This window comes from Arenimonas daejeonensis, from assembly GCF_007993735.1.
GTDB lineage: Bacteria > Pseudomonadota > Gammaproteobacteria > Xanthomonadales > Xanthomonadaceae > Arenimonas > Arenimonas daejeonensis.
This window is the reverse complement of record NZ_CP042453.1, coordinates 910674-928932: the sequence shown is the minus strand read 5'-3', so window position 1 is coordinate 928932 and position 18259 is coordinate 910674. Positions and strand designations below refer to the sequence as shown.

General features: G+C 69.1%; 13 protein-coding genes and 4 pseudogenes. 9 read left to right on the top strand and 8 right to left on the bottom strand.

All coding sequences use genetic code 11. From position 1 onward, the window contains the following. Positions 1–5 precede the first annotated feature (5 nt). From FRZ33_RS04455 to FRZ33_RS15085, 5 genes and pseudogenes are all read right to left on the bottom strand, one after another. Positions 6–611, bottom strand: a complete 606-nt coding sequence (locus FRZ33_RS04455; protein WP_146907927.1) for a TetR/AcrR family transcriptional regulator — start codon at positions 609–611, stop codon at positions 6–8. Further along, positions 608–3722: pseudogene (locus tag FRZ33_RS04450) on the bottom strand (efflux RND transporter permease subunit). Before FRZ33_RS04450 ends, FRZ33_RS04455 begins: the two are co-directional and overlap by 4 nt. A 15-nt stretch (positions 3723–3737) precedes the next feature. Continuing rightward, positions 3738–4886 carry an efflux RND transporter periplasmic adaptor subunit gene (locus FRZ33_RS04445; RefSeq protein ID WP_322619014.1) on the bottom strand — a complete coding sequence of 383 codons (1149 nt, stop codon included), beginning with the start codon at positions 4884–4886 and terminating at the stop codon, positions 3738–3740. Positions 4887–5073: 187 nt separating this feature from the next. Then, a pseudogene (gene bioD, locus FRZ33_RS04440) lies at positions 5074–5740 on the bottom strand (dethiobiotin synthase). Next, positions 5737–5874, bottom strand: a complete 138-nt coding sequence (locus FRZ33_RS15085; protein WP_158637086.1) for a hypothetical protein — start codon at positions 5872–5874, stop codon at positions 5737–5739. The pseudogene bioD and the gene FRZ33_RS15085 overlap by 4 nt, the downstream one beginning before the upstream one ends. An 84-nt stretch (positions 5875–5958) precedes the next feature. Here FRZ33_RS15085 and FRZ33_RS04435 point away from each other — a divergent pair, with 84 nt between their 5' ends. After that, positions 5959–6447, top strand: a complete 489-nt coding sequence (locus FRZ33_RS04435; protein WP_146907925.1) for a GAF domain-containing protein — start codon at positions 5959–5961, stop codon at positions 6445–6447. Positions 6448–6470: 23 nt separating this feature from the next. Then, entirely contained in the window at positions 6471–6869 is a 399-nt protein-coding gene (locus FRZ33_RS04430; protein WP_146907923.1) for a TfoX/Sxy family protein, read from the top strand. Positions 6870–6908: 39 nt separating this feature from the next. Here FRZ33_RS04430 and FRZ33_RS04425 read toward each other — a convergent pair whose 3' ends face one another. Then, positions 6909–7487, bottom strand: a complete 579-nt coding sequence (locus FRZ33_RS04425) for an LOG family protein (RefSeq protein ID WP_146907921.1) — start codon at positions 7485–7487, stop codon at positions 6909–6911. 4 nt (positions 7488–7491) lie between these two features. Continuing rightward, a pseudogene (glmS, locus tag FRZ33_RS04420) lies at positions 7492–9314 on the bottom strand (glutamine--fructose-6-phosphate transaminase (isomerizing)). Positions 9315–9539: 225 nt separating this feature from the next. Here glmS and FRZ33_RS04415 point away from each other — a divergent pair. From FRZ33_RS04415 to FRZ33_RS04390, 7 genes and pseudogenes are all read left to right on the top strand, one after another. Next, positions 9540–10808 (top strand): efflux RND transporter periplasmic adaptor subunit, encoded by a 1269-nt coding sequence (locus FRZ33_RS04415; RefSeq protein WP_146907919.1) that lies wholly within the window; start codon positions 9540–9542, stop codon positions 10806–10808. Positions 10809–10842: 34 nt separating this feature from the next. After that, positions 10843–11553: an ABC transporter ATP-binding protein gene (locus FRZ33_RS04410; protein WP_146907917.1), complete on the top strand. Its 711-nt coding sequence runs from the start codon at positions 10843–10845 to the stop codon at positions 11551–11553. 10 nt (positions 11554–11563) lie between these two features. After that, the gene (locus tag FRZ33_RS04405; protein ID WP_146907915.1) at positions 11564–12874 is read left to right on the top strand and encodes an ABC transporter permease; all 1311 of its coding nucleotides are present in this window, start codon (positions 11564–11566) and stop codon (positions 12872–12874) included. 27 nt (positions 12875–12901) lie between these two features. Next, positions 12902–13927: an ABC transporter permease gene (locus FRZ33_RS04400; protein WP_227978115.1), complete on the top strand. Its 1026-nt coding sequence runs from the start codon at positions 12902–12904 to the stop codon at positions 13925–13927. Then, positions 13921–14133 (top strand): ABC transporter permease, encoded by a 213-nt coding sequence (locus FRZ33_RS15955; RefSeq protein WP_227978113.1) that lies wholly within the window; start codon positions 13921–13923, stop codon positions 14131–14133. The genes FRZ33_RS04400 and FRZ33_RS15955 overlap by 7 nt, the downstream gene beginning before the upstream one ends. Before the next feature lie 15 nt (positions 14134–14148). After that, positions 14149–15511 (top strand): annotated as a pseudogene (locus tag FRZ33_RS04395) (sigma-54-dependent transcriptional regulator). An 11-nt stretch (positions 15512–15522) separates the two neighbouring features. Then, positions 15523–16842: a sensor histidine kinase gene (locus tag FRZ33_RS04390; RefSeq protein WP_146907913.1), complete on the top strand. Its 1320-nt coding sequence runs from the start codon at positions 15523–15525 to the stop codon at positions 16840–16842. Positions 16843–16850: 8 nt separating this feature from the next. Here the strand turns inward: FRZ33_RS04390 and glmU are convergent, their stop codons facing one another. Further along, positions 16851–18224, bottom strand: coding sequence for a bifunctional UDP-N-acetylglucosamine diphosphorylase/glucosamine-1-phosphate N-acetyltransferase GlmU (glmU, locus tag FRZ33_RS04385; protein ID WP_146907911.1), 1374 nt, complete (start codon positions 18222–18224; stop codon positions 16851–16853). Positions 18225–18259 lie beyond the last annotated feature (35 nt).

Here is an 18259-nt window from a genome sequence, read left to right as displayed (position 1 = left end):
CCGTTTCAGAGGGCGAGCGACGCCAGCGCTTCGTGCAGGCTGCGGCGCAGCACGGCGCGGTCGATCAGCGGATCGCGCATGTAGCAGAAGATCAGGCCGTCTAGCAGGCAGCGCAGCACGATCGTGCGGCGCCGCAGGGTCTCGGCATCCGGTTCCGCGCCGCGGGTATTGCGCCGCACGAAGTCGTTGAAGTCGGCCCAGACCGCCTGCTCCTGGCCCGCGAGCACCTGGGCGATGTCGGGATCGCGCGTGGCTTCCGCCGTGATCTCCAGGAACAGCGCCGGATCGAAACTGTCGGCCTCGCGTTCGCCGCCCGCGCGCCAGGCGTCGATCTTCTCCAGCAGCCGGTCCACCAGCTCGTCGCTGCCGCGCAGGTCGTCCAGCGCCGCGCGCCGGCCGACGCTCTGGCCATCGGTGATCGCACGCACGATCGCCGCCTTGTTGGTGAAGTAGCGGTAGATCAGGCCCTGGCTCATGCCGGCGGCCTCGGCGATCGCGGCGATGCTGGCGCCCTGGAAACCGCGCTCGGAGAAACACTTGCGCGCCGCATCGAGGATGCGCGCGCGCTGCTGTTCGGCGCGTTGCGTGGCCTTGGCCGGAACGGTGCTCACGACGCCGCCTGCCGGCGCTGGGTCAAGCGGCGCACGACCACGAAGAACAGCGGGATGAAGAAGATGCCCAGGAACGTGCCCATCAGCATGCCGCCGATCACGCCGGTGCCGATCGCACGCTGCGCGCCGGAACCGGCACCGGTGGCGATCGCCAGCGGCAGCACGCCGAAGCCGAAGGCGATCGAGGTCATCAGGATCGGGCGCAGGCGGTCGCCGATGGCGGCCAGCGTGCCCTCGACCAGGCCCATGCCCTTCTCGACGTTGGCCTTGGCGAACTCGATGATCAGCACCGCGTTCTTGCTCGACAGGCCGACCGTGGTGAGCATGCCCACCTGGAAGTACACGTCGCGCTCGAGCCCGCGCAGCCAGGTGAACAGCACCGTGCCCAGGATGCCCAGCGGCACCACCAGCAGCACCGAGGTCGGGATCGACCAGCTTTCGTACAGCGCCGCCAGGCACAGGAACACGATCAGTACCGACAGCGCGTACAGCATCGGCGTCTGCGCGTTGGCCACGCGCTCCCAGTAGGACTGGCCGCTCCATTCGATACCGAAACCCTGCGGCAGCTCGGCGGCGATGCGCTCCATCTCGGCCATCGCGTCGCCCGAGCTCACGCCGGGTGCCGGCATGCCGGTGATGTTGATCGCCGAGGCGCCGTTGAAACGCTCCAGTCGCGGCGAACCGTATTCCCAGTGCGAACTGGCGAAGGACGAGAACGGCACCATCTCGCCCTCGCTGTTGCGCACGTACCAGAGGCCGAAGTCCTCCGGCACCATACGGAAGGGCGCATCGGCCTGCAGGTAGACGCGTTTGACCCGGCCGCGGTCGATGAAGTCGTCGATGTACTGACCGCCCCAGGCCACGCTCAGCGTGTTGTTGATGTTGGCGATCGGCACGCCCAGCGCGGCGGCCTTCTCGGTGTCGATGTCCAGGCGGAACTGCGGCGTGTCCTCCTGGCCGTTCGGGCGCACGCCCATCAGCAGCCTGCTCTGGCCGGCGGCGCCCAGCATCTGGTTGCGCGCCTGCACCAGGGGCCTCGTGGCCGCGGCCGGAATTGTCCTTGAGGTAGAGGTTGAAGCCGCCCGTGGTGCCCAGCTCGGTCACCGGCGGCGGCGCCAGCGCGAACACCATCGCGTCCTTGATCTGGCTGAAGGAGCCCATGGCACGGCCGACCAGCGCGTCCACGCTCGATTCCGGCGACGTGCGCTCGTCCCATTCCTTGAGCTTCACGAACACCATGCCGTTGTTCTGGCCGCTGCCGGCGAAGCTGAAGCCCTGCACCGAGAAGGTGGACTCGATGTACTGCTTCTCGTCTTCCATGTAATGGCGCTCGACCTGCTCCATCACCTTCTGGGTGCGTTGCTGGGTGGCGCCCACCGGCGTCTGCACGATGGTGAACAGCACGCCCTGGTCTTCGTCGGGCAGGAAGGACGAGGGCACGCGCGAATAGATCAGCACTGCCGCCACGGCCAGCGCGGCATAGATCAGCAGGTAACGGCCGGTGCGCTTGAGCATGCGGCCAACGAGGCCCTGGTACTTGCGGTTGCCGGCGTCGAACTTCTTGTTGAACCAGCCGAAGAAACCCTTCTCGCCGTGGTGTTCGCCCTTCTTGAGCGGCTTGAGCATGGTGGCGCACAGCGCCGGCGTCAGGATGATCGCGACCACCACCGACAGGCCCATCGCCGAGACGATGGTCGCGGTGAACTGGCGGTAGATCACGCCAGTCGAACCGGTCAGGAAGGCCATCGGCACGAACACCGCGGCCAGCACCAGGCCGATGCCGACCAGGGCGCCGGTGATCTGGTCCATGGACTTGCGGGTGGCCTCCAGCGGCGACAGGCCTTCCTCGCTCATCACGCGCTCGACGTTCTCGACCACGACGATGGCGTCGTCGACCAGCAGGCCGATCGCCAGCACCATGGCGAACATCGTCAGCATGTTGATCGAGAACCCCAGCGCCAGCAGGATCGCCAGCGTGCCCAGCAGCACCACCGGCACGGCGATGGTCGGGATCAGGGTGGCGCGGAAGTTCTGCAGGAACAGGAAGATGACCAGGAACACCAGGACCACGGCCTCGAGCAGGGTCTTGACCACTTCCTCGATCGAGACGCGCACGAAGGGCGTGGTGTCGAACGGGATCACCACCTTCAGGCCCGGCGGGAACGACGGTTTCATCTGGTCCATCAACTCGGCCATGCCCTCGGCCGTGGTCAGCGCGTTGGCATTGGTCGCCAGCGACACCGCCACGCCGGAGGCGGGCTGGCCGTTGTAGCGGCTGATCACCGAATAGTTGTCCGAGCCAAGTTCCACGCGCGCGACGTCGCCCAGGCGCAGCATCGAACCGTCGGTGTTGCTGCGCAGGATGATCCTGCGGAACTGTTCCGGCGTCTGCAGGCGGTCCTGCGCGGTGATGGTGGCGTTGATCTGCTGGCCGTCGATGGCGGGCGTGCCGCCGAGCTGGCCCACGGCCACCTGGGCGTTCTGGGCGCGGATCGATTCGATCACGTCCGAAGGCGCGATCTTGTAGGTGTTGAGCTTGCCCGGGTCGAGCCAGATGCGCATGGCGTACTTGCCGCCGAACACCTGCACGCTGCCCACGCCCGGCACGCGGCTGAGCGGGTCGACGATGTTCGCCGCCACGTAGTCGGAGATGTCGCCGCGGCTCATGCTGCCGTCTTCGGACACGAAGCCCAGCACCTGCAGGAAGCCGGAGCTGGCCTTGGTGACGCCGATGCCCTGCTGCTGCACGATCTGCGGCAGCAGCGCGGTGGCGCCCTGCAGCTTGTTCTGCACCTGCACCTGGGCGATGTCGGGGTCGGTGCCGGTCTTGAAGGTCAGGGTGACGCTGACGCTACCGTTGGAGTCGCTGGTGGCCGACATGTAGTCGAGGCCATCGAGGCCGGTCATCGACTGCTCGATGATCTGGGTGACCGAATTCTCGACCGCCTGGGCCGACGCGCCCGGATAGCTGGCGTTGATCGTCACCGAGGGCGGCGCGATGGTCGGGTAACGCGAGATCGGCAGTTGGGTCAGCGCCAGCAGGCCCGCGAGCATGATGATGATCGCGATCACCCACGCGAAGATCGGGCGATCGATGAAGAACCTTGCCATGGGGATGCTCCGGCCTTAGTCGGTGGTGGTCGCGGCGGCGGCTTGATTGCCGGCGGGTGCGGCGGCCGCCTGGGCGCCCTGTTCGACCGCCTTGGCCTGACCGCCCGGCTGCACCTTCTGCAGTCCTTCGACGATCACGCGGTCGCCGGCCTCCAGGCCGTCGTCGACCAGCCACTGGTCGCCGAGCGTGCGGTTGGCACGCACCTGGCGCTGCTCGACCTTGCCTTCGGGCGTCACCACCATCGCCACGGCATTGCCCTTGGGATCGCGGGTGATGCCCTGCTGCGGCGCCAGCACGCCGTCCGGGCGCTGGCCCATGTCGACCACCGCACGCACGTACATGCCGGGCAGCAGCATGGTTTCCGGATTGGGCACGCGCACGCGCAGCGAATAGCTGCCGGTGCCCGGATCGACGGTGACGTCGGCGAACTCCAGGCGGCCGTCGTGGGTATAGGTGCTGCCGTCCTCGAGCAGGACCTTCACCGGCACGCCGTCGTTCTGCTCCAGCCGGCCGGCCTTCATCTCCTGGCGCAGCTGCAGGAATTCGCTGCTCGACTGCGTCAGGTCGACGTAGACCGGGTCGAGCTGCTGCACGGTGGCCAGCGCGGCTTCCTGGTTGGCGGTGACCAGGGCGCCCCCGGTCACGCTGGACTTGCCGATGCGGCCGCTGATCGGCGCGACGATGCGGGTGTGGCCAAGGTTGACCTCGGCGGCCTGCAGGTTGGCTTCGGCAGCGGCGACTTCGGCGGCGGCTTCCAGCGCGGCCGACTGGGTGCGCTCGTTGTCCTGGACGCTGACCAGCTTGGACTTCACCAGTTCGGCGGAACGCTCGGCGGCGAGGCGGGCCGAGGTGGCCGAGGCGCGCGCGCGGGCGACGCTGGCCTTGGCGCTGTCGCGGGCGGCGCGGTAGTTGGAGTCGTCGAGTTCGTACAGCGCCTCGCCGGCCTTCACCAGGCCGCCTTCGGTGAACAGCCGGCGCTTGACGATGCCGGTGGCCTGCGGCCGCACTTCGGCGACCAGGAAGGGCACGGTGCGGCCGGCCAGTTCGCGGGTGAGGGACACCGGCGTCGCCTTCAGGGTGACCACGGTCACTTCCGGGACGGGCATCTGCTGGGGCGCCTGTTCACCACCGCAGGCGGCCAGCAGCAGGCTGCCGGCCAGCACCAGGAAGGTTCGCGCGTGGGAACGGGGGTCATGGGCAGCCTCGGCAAAAGGGAAAGATAAGGACGACGCCAGCGCCGGAATGGCGCCTGGGCGGTTATGAGTGAACGGTCATTCTATTTTCGGAATCTGTACTGTCAAGTGCAGTAAGGCCCGGAGGCGCCCTGCCCGGCCGTTTCCGGGCCCGTGTTTAGCCCAGGCTCAGTTCCGCAGCCACATCGGCCGGGTCGCCGCCAGGGCGCCAGGGCAGCCGGCCCAGGCACCGAGCCGGCAGCGCGCTCGCGAGCAGCTCCCGATAGGCCGCCGCATCGGACCCGGGCGGCGCGACCTCGACCCCGATCCAGCCCGCCAGCCGGCAGCCATCGGCCGCCACGGCCGCCGCGGTCAGGCGGGCATGGCTGAGACAGCCCAGTTTCAGCCCGACCACCAGGATCACCGGCAGCTCGAGCGCCCGCACCAGGTCGGACTGCTCCAGCCCGTCGGCCAAAGGCGCCAGCCAGCCGCCCACGCCTTCAACCACGATGTGCTCGGCCATACCGGCCAGTTGCCGATAAGCGTCGATGATCGGCGGCAGGGTCACCGCCACGCCGGCGCGGGCGGCGGCGATCTGCGGCGCGGTCGGATCGGGCAGGGCCCAGGGGATTCACCAGCGCGTAGTCGGGACGCGGATCACTCGCGGCCTGCAGCGCCAGCGCGTCCTCGTTGCGCAGGCCGGCGGGCGTGGCCTCGCAGCCGCTGGCCACCGGCTTCATGCCGACGGCGCGCGTGCCGCCGCGGCGCAGCGCATGCACCAGGGCGACGCTGGCGAAGGTCTTGCCGGCGCCGGTGTCGGTGCCGGTGATGTAGTACGCCGTCACGACAGTCCCGCTTCGGTCATCACGAGAAGGCCGCCGGCGATCAGGACGAAACACGGCACGAACATCGGTGAGTGCCGCAGCGTCTCGCGAAGTCCGGAACAATCTTCTTCGCGCGGAAGTGTGGTCGGGTCCATGGCATTCCTCCGGCGCGGAGCTTAGCAAGCGGCCGCCCTGCCCGTCCGTCGCTGCTAGACTGCGGGTTCCACGCGAGGCCCTTCATGTTCCAGTCCAGCACCCTCAGCGGCGACAAGGCCGACCAGTACGCGCAACTGCTCGAACAGGCGCGCGGCCTGATGCACGGCGAAAGCGACCGCACCGCCAATGCCGCCAATCTGTCGTCCCTGGTGTTCCATTCGCTGCCGGACCTGAACTGGGTCGGCTTCTATTTCTTCGATGGCACCGAACTGGTGGTCGGCCCCTTCCAGGGCCATCCGGCCTGCATCCGGATCGCGCTGGGCCGCGGTGTCTGCGGCACCGCCGCGGCCAGCCGCCAGACCCAGCGCGTGCCGGACGTGGATGCGTTCCCCGGGCATATCCCCTGCGACTCGGCCTCGCGTTCGGAACTGGTGGTGCCGCTGTACCGTGGCGACGCCCTGGTCGGGGTGTTCGACCTCGACAGCCCGATGCTGGACCGTTTCGACGAAACGGACCAGCGTGGCCTCGAAGCCGTCGCGCAGGCGTTCATTGATTCGTTGGGCCCGGGCTGATCCACCGGGCATCGGGAGTGGCGATGAGTTCCGGAACCAAACTTCGCAACATCGGCCCCAAATCCGCCGCCTGGCTGCGCCAGACCGGCATCCGTTCGCAGGAAGACCTGGAAGCGGTCGGCGCCCTGGCCGCCTACGTGCGCGTCAAGCGCGCCGGCTTCAAGCCGAGCCTGAACCTGCTGTACGCGCTCGAGGGCGCGATCCTGGGCTGCCATTGGCAGGAGATCCCGGACGCGCGCCGCAGCGAACTGGTGCTCGCCGCCGGCGAGGAAGTGGCCAAGCTGCCGCTGCCCAAGAACAAGCGCATGCCGGCCGCAGGCCCGGTCACCACGGTGCGCAACGAAGAGGAAGAGGCGTCGATGCCGGAGCCCGACTTCGGCTTCGACGACGACCCGGCCACCGAGCCGAGTTCGGCCGACTGAACCCCTGCCCCGCGCGACCCGCGCGGGGACCCGCGGCGATCACCTGACGACGGCGTATTCGCGCGCGTCCTCGCGCCACTTCGGCGTGGCCGCGATCGTCGGCAGCACGTCCTCGACGCGGTCCACCAGCGACCACATGGCGGCGTGTTCGGGGTTCATGAAGCGCTCGGCGATCACGCTGCCCATGAAGGCCTGCAGCGGCGAATAGAAGCCGCGGATGTTGAGCAGGATGATCGGGCTGAAGTAGATGCCCAGGCGCTTGAGCGTAATCGCCTCGAACAGCTCCTCCAGCGTGCCGCAGCCGCCTGGAAGCGCCACCACGGCATCGGAACCGGTGAGCAGCTTGTGCTTGCGCTCGCGCATGTCCTCGACCAGTTCCAGGTGCGTCAGGCCCGGATGGCCCCACTCCAGGTCGGCCATGAACTTCGGCAGGATGCCGACCACTTCGCCGCCCTTCGACAATGCGCCGTCGGCCAGCGAACCCATCAGGCCCTGCGAGCCGCCGCCATAGACGACGCTGCAGCCGTTGGCCGCCAGGGTTTCGCCGAGCAGGCGCGCGGCGGCGTGGAATTCGGGCGCCACCTTGGCGCTGGAAGCGGCGTAGACGCAGACGCGCATGGGCTTATTCCACCGTGACGGATTTGGCCAGGTTGCGCGGCTGGTCCACGTCGGTGCCGCGCAGCACGGCCACGTGGTAGCTCAGCAGCTGCAGCGGGATGGTGGACACCACCGGTGCGGCGATCTCGCCGGCGGCGGGCATGATCACCACGTGGGCGGCATCCAGGCCATGGGCGACGTTTTCGTCCACGAAGGCATAGAGTTCGCCGCCGCGGGCGCGCACTTCCTCGAGGTTGGACTTGAGCTTGTCGATCAGGCGGTCGTTGGGCGCCACCGCGATCACCGGCATGTCCTCGTCCACCAGGGCCAGCGGGCCGTGCTTGAGCTCGCCGGCGGCATAGGCCTCGGCGTGGATGTAGCTGATCTCCTTGAGCTTGAGCGCGCCTTCCATGGCCACCGGCCAGTGCGTGCCGCGGCCGAGGAACAGCGCGTGCTGCTTGTCCATGAAACGCTGCGCCAGCTCCTGATCTCGGCGTCGAGCTTGAGCGCTTCGCCGATCTGCACGGGCAGGTGCTCGAGCTGGCGCACGCCGTCGGCATAACGCTCGGCGTCCAGGCCCTTGCTGCGCGCCAGTTCCAGCGCGAACAGCGCCAGCGCCACCAATTGGGTGGTGAAGGCCTTGGTCGAGGCCACGCCGATCTCGGGACCGGCGCGGGTCATCAGCACCAGGCTGGATTCGCGCACGATCGAGGATTCGGGCACGTTGCAGATCGCCATCTGCGCCAGGTAGGGACGCTGCTTGGCCAGCTTGAGCGCGGCCAGCGTGTCGGCGGTTTCGCCGGACTGGGAAATGGTGAGGAACAGCGTGCCTTCCTTCACCACCGGGTCGCGGTAGCGGTATTCGCTGGCGATCTCGGCGGTGCAGGGCACGCCCGCCAGCTGTTCGATCCAGTAACGCGCCACCAGGCCGGCGTGGTAGCTGGTGCCGCAGGCGATGATGTGCACGGCATCGGTCTTGGCCAGCAGCTGCTCGGCGTCCACGCCGAAGATCTGGGTCAGGATCTTGCCGCCGGCGATGCGACCCTCGAGCGTATCGGTGACGGCCTGCGCCTGCTCATGGATCTCCTTGAGCATGTAGTGGGCGTAGTCGCCGCGCTCGACCGCGTCGGCGCTGAAGTGCGATTCCTTGACGGGCCGCTGCACCGCGGTGCCGGAGGCGTCGAACACCCGCACGGTGTCGCGGCGCACTTCCACCACGTCGCCTTCCTCCAGGTAGAGGAAACGCCGGGTCAGCGGCAACAGGGCGTGCACGTCGGAAGCGAGGTACTGCTCGCCGTCGCCCAGGCCGGCGATCAGCGGTGCGCCGTAACGCGCGCCTACCACGACCTCGGGCTCGCGCGCCGAAACCACGGCGATGGCGTAGGCGCCGTGCAGGCGCGCCACCGTGTCCTGCACCGCGGGCAGCAGGGCCAGGCCGCGCTGTTGCGCACGCTCGACCAGGTGGGCGATCACCTCGGTGTCGGTCTGGGACAGGAACTCGAAGCCGTCGGCGCGCAGCTCTTCGCGCAGCGCGGCGTGGTTCTCGATGATGCCGTTGTGCACCACGCTCACCTGCCCCGACAGGTGCGGGTGGGCGTTGCCTTCGCTGGGTACGCCGTGGGTGGCCCAGCGGGTGTGTGCGATGCCGCAGTGGCCGTCCAGACGGGTCTCGCGCTGCAGCGCCTCCAGGTCGCGCACCTTGCCCTTGGCGCGCAGCCGCATCACGCCATCCGGGCCGAGCAGGGCGATGCCGGCGGAATCGTAGCCCCGGTATTCAAGCGCGCTCAGGCCCGCGATCAGGTGATGGACGATGTTGCGCTGGGCGCTGATGCCGACGATGCCGCACATGTCAGGGTGACTTCCTTGGGCTGGGGGCGACAGTTTAATGGATGCGGGCTCGGGCCCGGCAGGCCGCCACGGGGGACGGGGCGGGGGTGTCCGCCCCCACGGACCGCGGACGGACGGCGGACGGCCCGGACGCTTGGGCCATCGGAAAATATCCATTGTTTTCCGTGACTTGTAGTTGGCATGGCTCGTGCATTGGTACTGCAAACACCTGCACGAGCCCAGCCCATGATCCGCGACACTTCCGCCCAGGACACCCGCCTCAGCCCACAACAGCAGCCCGTCTCGCGTCGCCCGCTGAAGCTGGTCGCCGCCGCGGTCTTGGCGGTACTGGTGCTGGGCTGGCTGCTCTGGAGCTGGGCCGGCAGTTCGCGCGCGGTGTCGGGCGAACGCCTGCGTTTCGCCGAGGTCAGCCGCGGCACGCTGGTGCGCGACGCCGCGGTGAACGGCCGGGTGGTGGCCGCGGTCAGCCCGACCCTGTACGCCCCCGCCGGCGGCACCGTCACCCTGAAGATCAACGCCGGCGATACCGTGGCCAAGGGCGACGTGATGGCCGTGCTCGATTCGCCCGAACTGCAGAACGAACTGCAGCGCGAGCGCGCCACCCTGACGCAACTGGAAGCCGAAGTGTCGCGCCAGCGCATCCTGGCGCAGAAGGCCAGCCTGCTGGCGCGCCGCGACGCCGACGACGCCGAGGTGGTGCGCACCGCCGCGCTGCGCGACCTGCAGCGCGCCGAACGTGGTTTCGAGCTGGGCGCGATCGCCGAGGTCGAGTACCTGCGCGCCAAGGACGCCATGGCCAGCGCCGAGATCCGCGCCAAACACGCCGGCTCCGCCGCCGGCCTGGAAACCCAGGACGTGGCGCTGGCGCTCAAGACCCAGCAGCAGCTGCTCGAACGCCAGCGCCTGCTCACCGCCAACCTTGAACGCCGCGTGGACGAACTGAACGTGCGTGCGCCGGTGGACGGCATCATCGGCACGCTCAACGTCGCCGACCGCGCCGTGGTGGTGGCCAATACCGCGCTGATGACGGTGGTGGACCTGTCGCGCCTCGAGGTCGAACTGGCGATGCCGGAAAGTTACGCCGAGGACCTGGGCCTGGGCATGAGTGCTGAAGTGCGCGTCGGCGCCGTCACCGCCACCGGCAAGATTTCGGCGATCTCGCCCGAGGTCGTGAACAACCAGGTGCTGGCGCGCGTGCGCTTCGACGGCGACCAGCCGGCCGGCCTGCGCCAGAACCAGCGTGCCTCCGCCCGCGTGCTGTTCGAGGAGAAGCCCGACGTGCTGATGCTGGCCCGCGGTCCCTTCATCGAGGACCAGGGCGGCCGCTACGCCTACGTCATGGACGGCGACATCGCCGTGCGCCGCCCGATCACCCTGGGTGCCACCAGCGTTTCCGCGGTCGAGATCGTCGAGGGCCTGCAGCCCGGCGAACGTGTCGTGATCGCCGGCACCGACAACTTCCGCAACGCCGAACGCGTTTCGATCAACAACTGACCCCGCCGCCCCACGCACCCGGAGAACGCCCGCCATGATGCGCATGAACAACCTCAGCAAGGTCTACCGCACCCACATGATCGAGACGCACGCGCTGCGCGGTTTCGACATCCATGTGAAGGAAGGCGAGTTCGTCGCGGTCACCGGCCCTTCGGGTTCGGGCAAGACCACCTTCCTGAACATCGCCGGCCTGCTGGAGGAGTTCACCGGCGGCGAATACTGGATCGACGGCGTGGACGTGCGCGGCCTGGACGACGCGGCGCGCTCGAAGCTGCGCAACGAGAAGCTGGGCTTCATCTTCCAGGGCTTCAACCTGATCCCCGACCTGAACCTGTTCGACAACGTCGACGTGCCGCTGCGCTACCGCGGCTTCAACGCCGCCGACCGCAAGCGCCGCATCGAGCAGGCCCTGGGCCAGGTCGGCCTGGCCTCGCGCCAGAAGCACTACCCGGCGGAACTTTCCGGCGGCCAGCAGCAGCGCGTGGCGATCGCCCGCGCACTGGCCGGTTCGCCCAAGCTGCTGCTGGCCGACGAACCGACCGGCAACCTCGATTCGCAGATGGCGCGTGGCGTGATGGAACTGCTGGAGGAGATCAACGCAGGCGGCACCACCATCCTGATGGTGACCCACGATCCCGAGCTGGCGGCGCGCGCGCATCGCAACGTGCACATCATCGACGGCCAGGTGTCCGACCTCACCCACGAAACCGCGCGCAGCCTGGCCGCCGCGGTCGCCAGCGCCTGAGGAGACGACCATGTTCCGTTATTACCTGGGCCTTGGCTTTCGCAGCCTGCGTCGCAATCCGGTGCTGACGATCCTGATGGTGCTGACGCTGTCGGTCGGCGTCGCCGCCAGCATGACCACGCTGACCCTGCTGCACGGCATGTCCGGCGACCCGATCCCGCAGAAGTCCGATCGGCTGTTCGTGCCGCGCCTGGACAACTATCCCGCCGACAACCCGCCCGGCGACGGCGAGCCGCCGCAGCAGGTCACCCACACGGACGCGATGGCGCTGTGGGAGCAGGCCAAGGGCCTGCGCCAGACGCCGATCTACGGCACCGGACCCGCCATCGACTCCGGCCGCGCCGACCTGCCGCCCTTCTTCAGCGACGGCCTGGCGGTGGGCAGCGACTTCTTCGCGATGTTCGACGTGCCCTTCCTGTACGGCCAGGCCTGGAGCAAGGCCGAGGACGACAAGGGCGCCTCGGTGGTGGTGATCGGCCGCGGCCTGTCCGAGCGGGTGTTCGGCGATGGCGTGGATCCGGTCGGCAAGACCATCCGCATCAGCGACAACGACTATTCGATCGTCGGCGTGGCCGACACCTGGAACCCGGTGCCGAAGTTCTACCGGCTGATCGGCAACAACCAGTACGGCACCAGCGAGGACGTGTTCCTGCCCTTCCGCACCGCGATCGCGCGCGAAATGCAGGTCAACGGCAGCATCGACTGCAGCTCCAACGCCGACCCGGGCTTCAAGGGCCTGGTGGCGTCGGAGTGCGTGTGGATGCAGTTCTGGGTCGAGCTCGAGAGCGCCTCGGACCGCGCCGAATACGCCGACTACCTCAATGCCTACGTGGCCGAGCAGAAGGCCCTGGGCCGGTTCCCGCGCCCGGCCAACAACCGCCTGCACAACGTGATGGAGTGGCTGGACTTCAACGAGGTGGTCAGCGACGACACCCGTACTTCGACCTGGCTGGCCTTCGGTTTCCTGCTGGTCTGCCTGGTGAATACCGTTGGCCTGCTGCTGGCCAAGTTCAGCGCACGGCCGGGCGAGATCGGCGTGCGCCGCGCACTCGGCGCCACCCGCCGCGACGTGTTCAAGCAGTACCTGACCGAAGCCGGCGTGATCGGCCTGGTGGGCGCGGGGGTGGGCGTGGGCCTGACCTTCGCCGCGCTGGCCTTCATCCGCAACTTCGACGAGGACATCAGCCTGATCACGCGGGTGGACGGCGTGATGCTGGTCAGCGCGATCGTGCTGTCGGTCGCCGCCAGCCTGCTGGCCGGCCTGCTGCCGACCTGGCGCGCCTGCCAGGTGGTGCCCGCGCTGCAGCTCAAGAGCCAATAACCGAACGGCACGTCCGAGGACACGACCATGGAAATCCGCCCCATCTTCTCCGCCATGATGCGCAACAAGACCGCGCCGCTGTTGATCGCCGCGCAGGTCGCGCTGACCCTGGCCATCGTCTGCAACGCGCTGTACATCATCCGCGACCGCCTGGCCACGGCGGCGCGGCCGACCGGCGCCGACGAGCAGAACCTGAGCGAGATCCGCTTCTACCCGCACCGCCAGATCACCGACATCCAGGACATGCAGCGGCGCGACATCGAGGCGATCAAGGCTACGCCCGGCGTGCTCGCCGCAGCCTGGACCAACCAGATCCCGCTCGGTCAGTCGAGCTGGAACTACGGCGGCCTGACCACCGAACGTGGCCAGACCGACAGCAATGTCGGCGCCACCTTCTACTTCAGCGGCGATGGCGACACGCTGGTGCAGACCCTGGGCCTGCGCCTGGTCGAGGGCCGTGATTTCGAGCCCAACGAGTACATCGACCTCGATCCTTCGGTGGAGCGCAAGAACCCGACGGTGCTGATCGTCACCAGGGCGCTGGCGCAAGACCTGTTCCCGGGCGAGACCAAGTTCGTCGGTCGCACCTTCTACCTCGGCAACGGCGATGACGCCGACGGCGTGCGCATCGTTGGCGTGGTCGAGAAACTGCAGAGCCCGAGCGCGCCGGCCAGCGACCAGGCCGAGAACAGCATGATCGGCCCGATCCGCTACATCGATCCCTTCTCCCGCTACACGGTGCGCACCGAACCCGGCGCCCAGGACCGCGTGATGGCCGACGTCGAGAAGGCCTTGCTGGCGCTGCGCAACGACCGCGTGCTGCTGGGCAAGCGCACCTACGCCGAAGCGCGCGCCAGCCGTTATTCGGGCGAGAACATGATGGCCGGACTGCTGATCGCGGTCACCGGCTTCCTGCTGCTGATCACCGCCAGCGGCATCGTCGGCATGGCCAGCCTGTGGGTGAACCAGCGCCGCAAGCAGATCGGCGTGCGCCGTGCCCTGGTGCGCGCAGGCACGACATCCTGCGCTACTTCCTGGTCGAGAACGTGCTGATCACCACCGGCGGCGTCATCGCCGGCGTCGCCCTGGCGCTGGCGTTGAACAACTTCCTGGTCAGCGAACTGGAGATCCCGCGCCTGCCGGTCGCCTATCTGGGCATCACCATGGGCGTGATGTGGGTGCTGGGCCTGCTGGCCGTGCTGGGCCCGGCCTGGCGCGCGGCGGCGGTGTCCCCGGCCATCGCCACCCGCACCGCCTGACGGTAGGCTAGGCGCATGCCACCCGCCCCGGCCACGAACCCTTCCGCCACGATCCTGGTGATCGACGACAACCCGACGGTCGCCACCGCGCTGGAAGTGCTTTTTCGCTGCACGACCTGCGCACCGTCTGCGCCGCTTCGCCGGAGGAGGGCCTGGCCCTGCTCCGGCGCGAGCCGGTGGACCTGGTGATCCAGGACATGAACTTCAGCGCCGACACCACCTCGGGCGAGGAAGGCCAGGCGCTGTTCAAGGCCATCCGCAGCGAACACCCGGACCTGCCGGTGATCCTGCTCACCGCCTGGACGCACCTGGCCTCGGCGGTGGACCTGGTGAAGGCCGGCGCGGCCGATTACCTGGGCAAACCCTGGGACGACCGCAAGCTGCTGGCGGCGGTCGGCAACCTGCTGGAACTGGGCCAGGCCAACCGCGCGCTGGCGCAGCAGGCGGGACGCGAGCGGAGGCAGCGGCACGAACTGGAGCGGCAGTACGACCTGCGCGGCCTGGTCTGGGCAGACCCCGCCACCGAACGTGTGCTGTCGCTGGCCTGCCAGGTCGCCCGCGCGGACGTGCCGGTACTGATCACCGGCCCCAATGGCACCGGCAAGGAGCGGTTCGCCGAGATCATCCAGGCCAACTCGCTGGTCAAGGACGGCCCTTTTGTCACGCTCAACTGCGGCGCCCTGCCCTCGGAACTGATCGAGGCCGAGCTGTTCGGCGCCGAGGCCGGCGCCTACACCGGTGCCGGCAAGGCGCGCGAAGGCAAGTTCGAGGCCGCCGACGGCGGCACCTTGTTCCTCGACGAGATCGGCAACCTGCCGCCGGCCGGCCAGATGAAACTGCTGCGTGTGCTCGAGACCGGCCGCTTCGCGCGCCTGGGTTCGAACAAGGAGCGCCAGGTCACGGTGCGCGTGATCAGCGCCACCAATGCCGACCTCCCGGGCATGATCCGCGCCGGCAGCTTCCGCGAGGACCTGTACTACCGTCTCAACCTGATCGAACTGCGGCTGCCGCCGCTGGCCGAACGCCCGCGCGACATCCTGCCGCTGGCGCTGTCTTTCCTCGCGTCCGGCAAGCAGCTGTCCGACGAAGCCGCCACGGTACTGCAGCGGCACCCTGGCCCGGCAACGTGCGCGAGCTTAAGAACGTGATGCAGCGTGCCGGGCTGCTCAGCGCCGGCAGCAGCATCGGTGCCGCCGACCTGGGCCTGTCGGGCAGCGTGGTTGCGCCGCCGGCCGCGGACAACGAACCCGACCGCCAGAGCATCGAACAGGCGCTGGCGCGTGCCGGCGGCATCGTCGCGCAGGCCGCGGCCGAGCTCGGGCTGAGCCGGCAGGCCCTGTACCGGCGCATGGAGCGGCTGGGCATCGCCCGGCCCTGAGCCCGCCGCCGATGGCCGCGCCCCGCCGTTCGATCGCCGGCCACCTGGCCCTGGTCTGCGGCGGCGTGGCGATCCTCGCGGTGGGGCTGACGCTGTTCTTCGACCATCTGTTCGACAACCCCTGGCTGGCGGGCAGCGTGTCGCTGCTGGTCTGCCTGCCGCTGTCCCTGTGGGCGGTGCGCCGGGCGGTGCGGCCGGCGCTGTCGCTGTTCCGCGCACTGGCCGGCACCGCGCTGAGCTATCGCGACGGCGACTTCAGTTTCGGCCTGCGCTGGAAACACCGCGACGAACTGGGCGACCTGGTCGGCGCGCACAACGAACTGGGCGGCGTGCTGCGCGAACAACGGCTGTCGCTGGTGCAACGCGAACTGCTGCTCGACACCATGGTGCAGAACACGCCGGTGGCCATGCTGCTGGTCGGCGACGGCGGCCACGTGGTGTACGGCAACCTGGCCGCGCGCCGCCTGCTGAACCAGGGCCGCAAGCTCGAGGGCCTGGCGCTGGAAGCGCTGCTTCGCCTCGCCGCGCCGGCCCTGCGCGAAGCCATGGACCGCGGCGGCGACGGCCTGTTTTCGGTCGGCGAAGGCGACGAGGAAGAGGTCTATCATCTCGCCCGCCGCGGCTTCCGCCTAAACGGCCGACCGCACGAATTGCTGCTGCTGCGCCAGCTCACCAGCGAACTGCGCCGGCAGGAAGTGCAGACCTGGAAGAAGGTGATCCGGGTCATCAGCCACGAGCTCAACAATTCGCTGGCACCGGTGGCGTCGCTGGCGCACTCGGGCGCGGAGTTGACGCGGCGCGGCCAGCACCAGCGGCTGGAGGCGATCTTCGGCACCATCGAGGAACGCGCGCGGCACCTGGAGGGTTTCATCCGCGGGTATGCCAGTTTCGCCAAGCTGCCCAGCCCGCGCTTGGAGCCGGTGGACTGGCCGCAGTTCGTGGACCGCCTGCGAAGCCAGATCGAATTCACGCTCGACGGCAGCCTGCCGGCGGAACCCGCGCGCCTGGACCGGCCACAGATGGAACAGGCGCTGCTGAACCTGCTGAAGAACGCGCACGAATCCGGCTCGGCACCCGACCAGGTCAGCCTGCGCGTGCGCCGTACGCCCGGCCTGCTGCGCATCGAGGTGATGGACCGCGGCAGCGGCATGAATGAAGCGGTGCTGGCGAACGCGCTGGTGCCGTTCTATTCGACCAAGCGCAGCGGCACCGGCCTGGGCCTGGCGCTGGCCCGCGAGATTGCCGAAGCGCACGGCGGCCGCATCGGCCTGAGCAACCGCGAAGGGGGCGGACTGTCGGTGGCGATGGTGCTGCCCGTCACCGATCCGTAGGACGCCCTCTACTTCGGTTTCTTGATGGGCCGCTGCCAGCCGTCCACCGTCACCTGGCGGCCGCGTGCGACCGTAAGCTTGTCGGCCGGCGCCGGCTTGCTGATGACGGAACCGGCGCCGATGGTGGCGCCTTCGCCGATTTCAACCGGCGCCACCAGCGAGGAGTTCGAGCCAATGAACGCGCCGTCGCCGATGATGGTGACCGACTTGTTCATACCGTCGTAGTTGCAGGTGATCGTGCCGGCGCCGATGTTCACGCCGGCACCGATCTCCGCATCGCCGAGATATGTCAGGTGGTTGGCTTTGGACCCCTTGCCCAGCCGCGCCTTCTTCGTCTCGACGAAGTTGCCGATGTGCACGCCATCCGCCAGGTCGGTGCCCGGCCGCAGGCGCGCGAACGGTCCGATGTGGCAGGCGCCGTGCGTGACCACGCCTTCGAGGTCGCAGTGCGCGCGCACTTCCGTGCCGGCGGCGAGGTCCACGTCGCGCAGCCGGCAGAAGGGGCCGATGCGGACGTTGTCGCCCAGGCGGACGTGGCCTTCCAGGATCACGTCCACGTCGATCTGCACGTCCTGCCCGGCCTCGACACGACCCCGCTGATCGAAACGCGAAGGATCGAGCAGGCGTACGCCGGCACGCATCAAGGCCTCGGCGGCGCGGCGCTGGTAGGCGCGCTCCAGGCGCGCCAGCTGCACCGGGTCGTTGGCGCCTTCGGCTTCGCCGGGGATGCCGCAGCCGGTCTGCGCGGCGGCGCGACCATCGGTGCGCGCCATCGCGAAGATGTCGGTGAGGTAGTACTCGCCCTGGCTGTTGTCGTTGCGCAGGCGGCCCAGCCAGCGGCGCAGGTCGGCGGCGGGCGCGGCGATGACGCCGGTGTTGACCAGTTTCACGCCGCGCTGGATCTCGTCGGCGTCCTTGTGTTCGACGATGGCCTGCACGTTGCCGTTGCCGTCCAGGATCACGCGGCCGTAGCCGGTCGGGTCGGCCAGGCTGTCGGTCAGCACCGCGGCGCGGTCGCTGGCGGCGGCAAGCAGGCGGCGCAGGGTGTCCACGCCGATCAGCGGCACGTCGGCGTACAGCACCAGCACGCGGGCCTGCTCGGGCACGCCGGGCATCGCCTGCTGCACGGCATGGCCGGTGCCCAGCTGCTGCGCCTGTTCGGCCCAGCGCAGGTCGGCCTGGTCGGCAAAGGCGGCGCGCACCTGGTCGCCGGCATGGCCGTAGACGATGTGGATGCCGGCGGCACCGAGTTCGCGCGCGGCGGCGATCACGTGCGCCAGCATGGGCTGGCCGGCAATCGGCTGCAGCACCTTGGGCGTGCGCGACTTCATGCGTTTGCCCTCGCCGGCGGCGAGGATGATCACGTGCAGGGCCTGGCTCATGGGTTCCTCCGGTACGGCATAGTATCGGCGCTGGA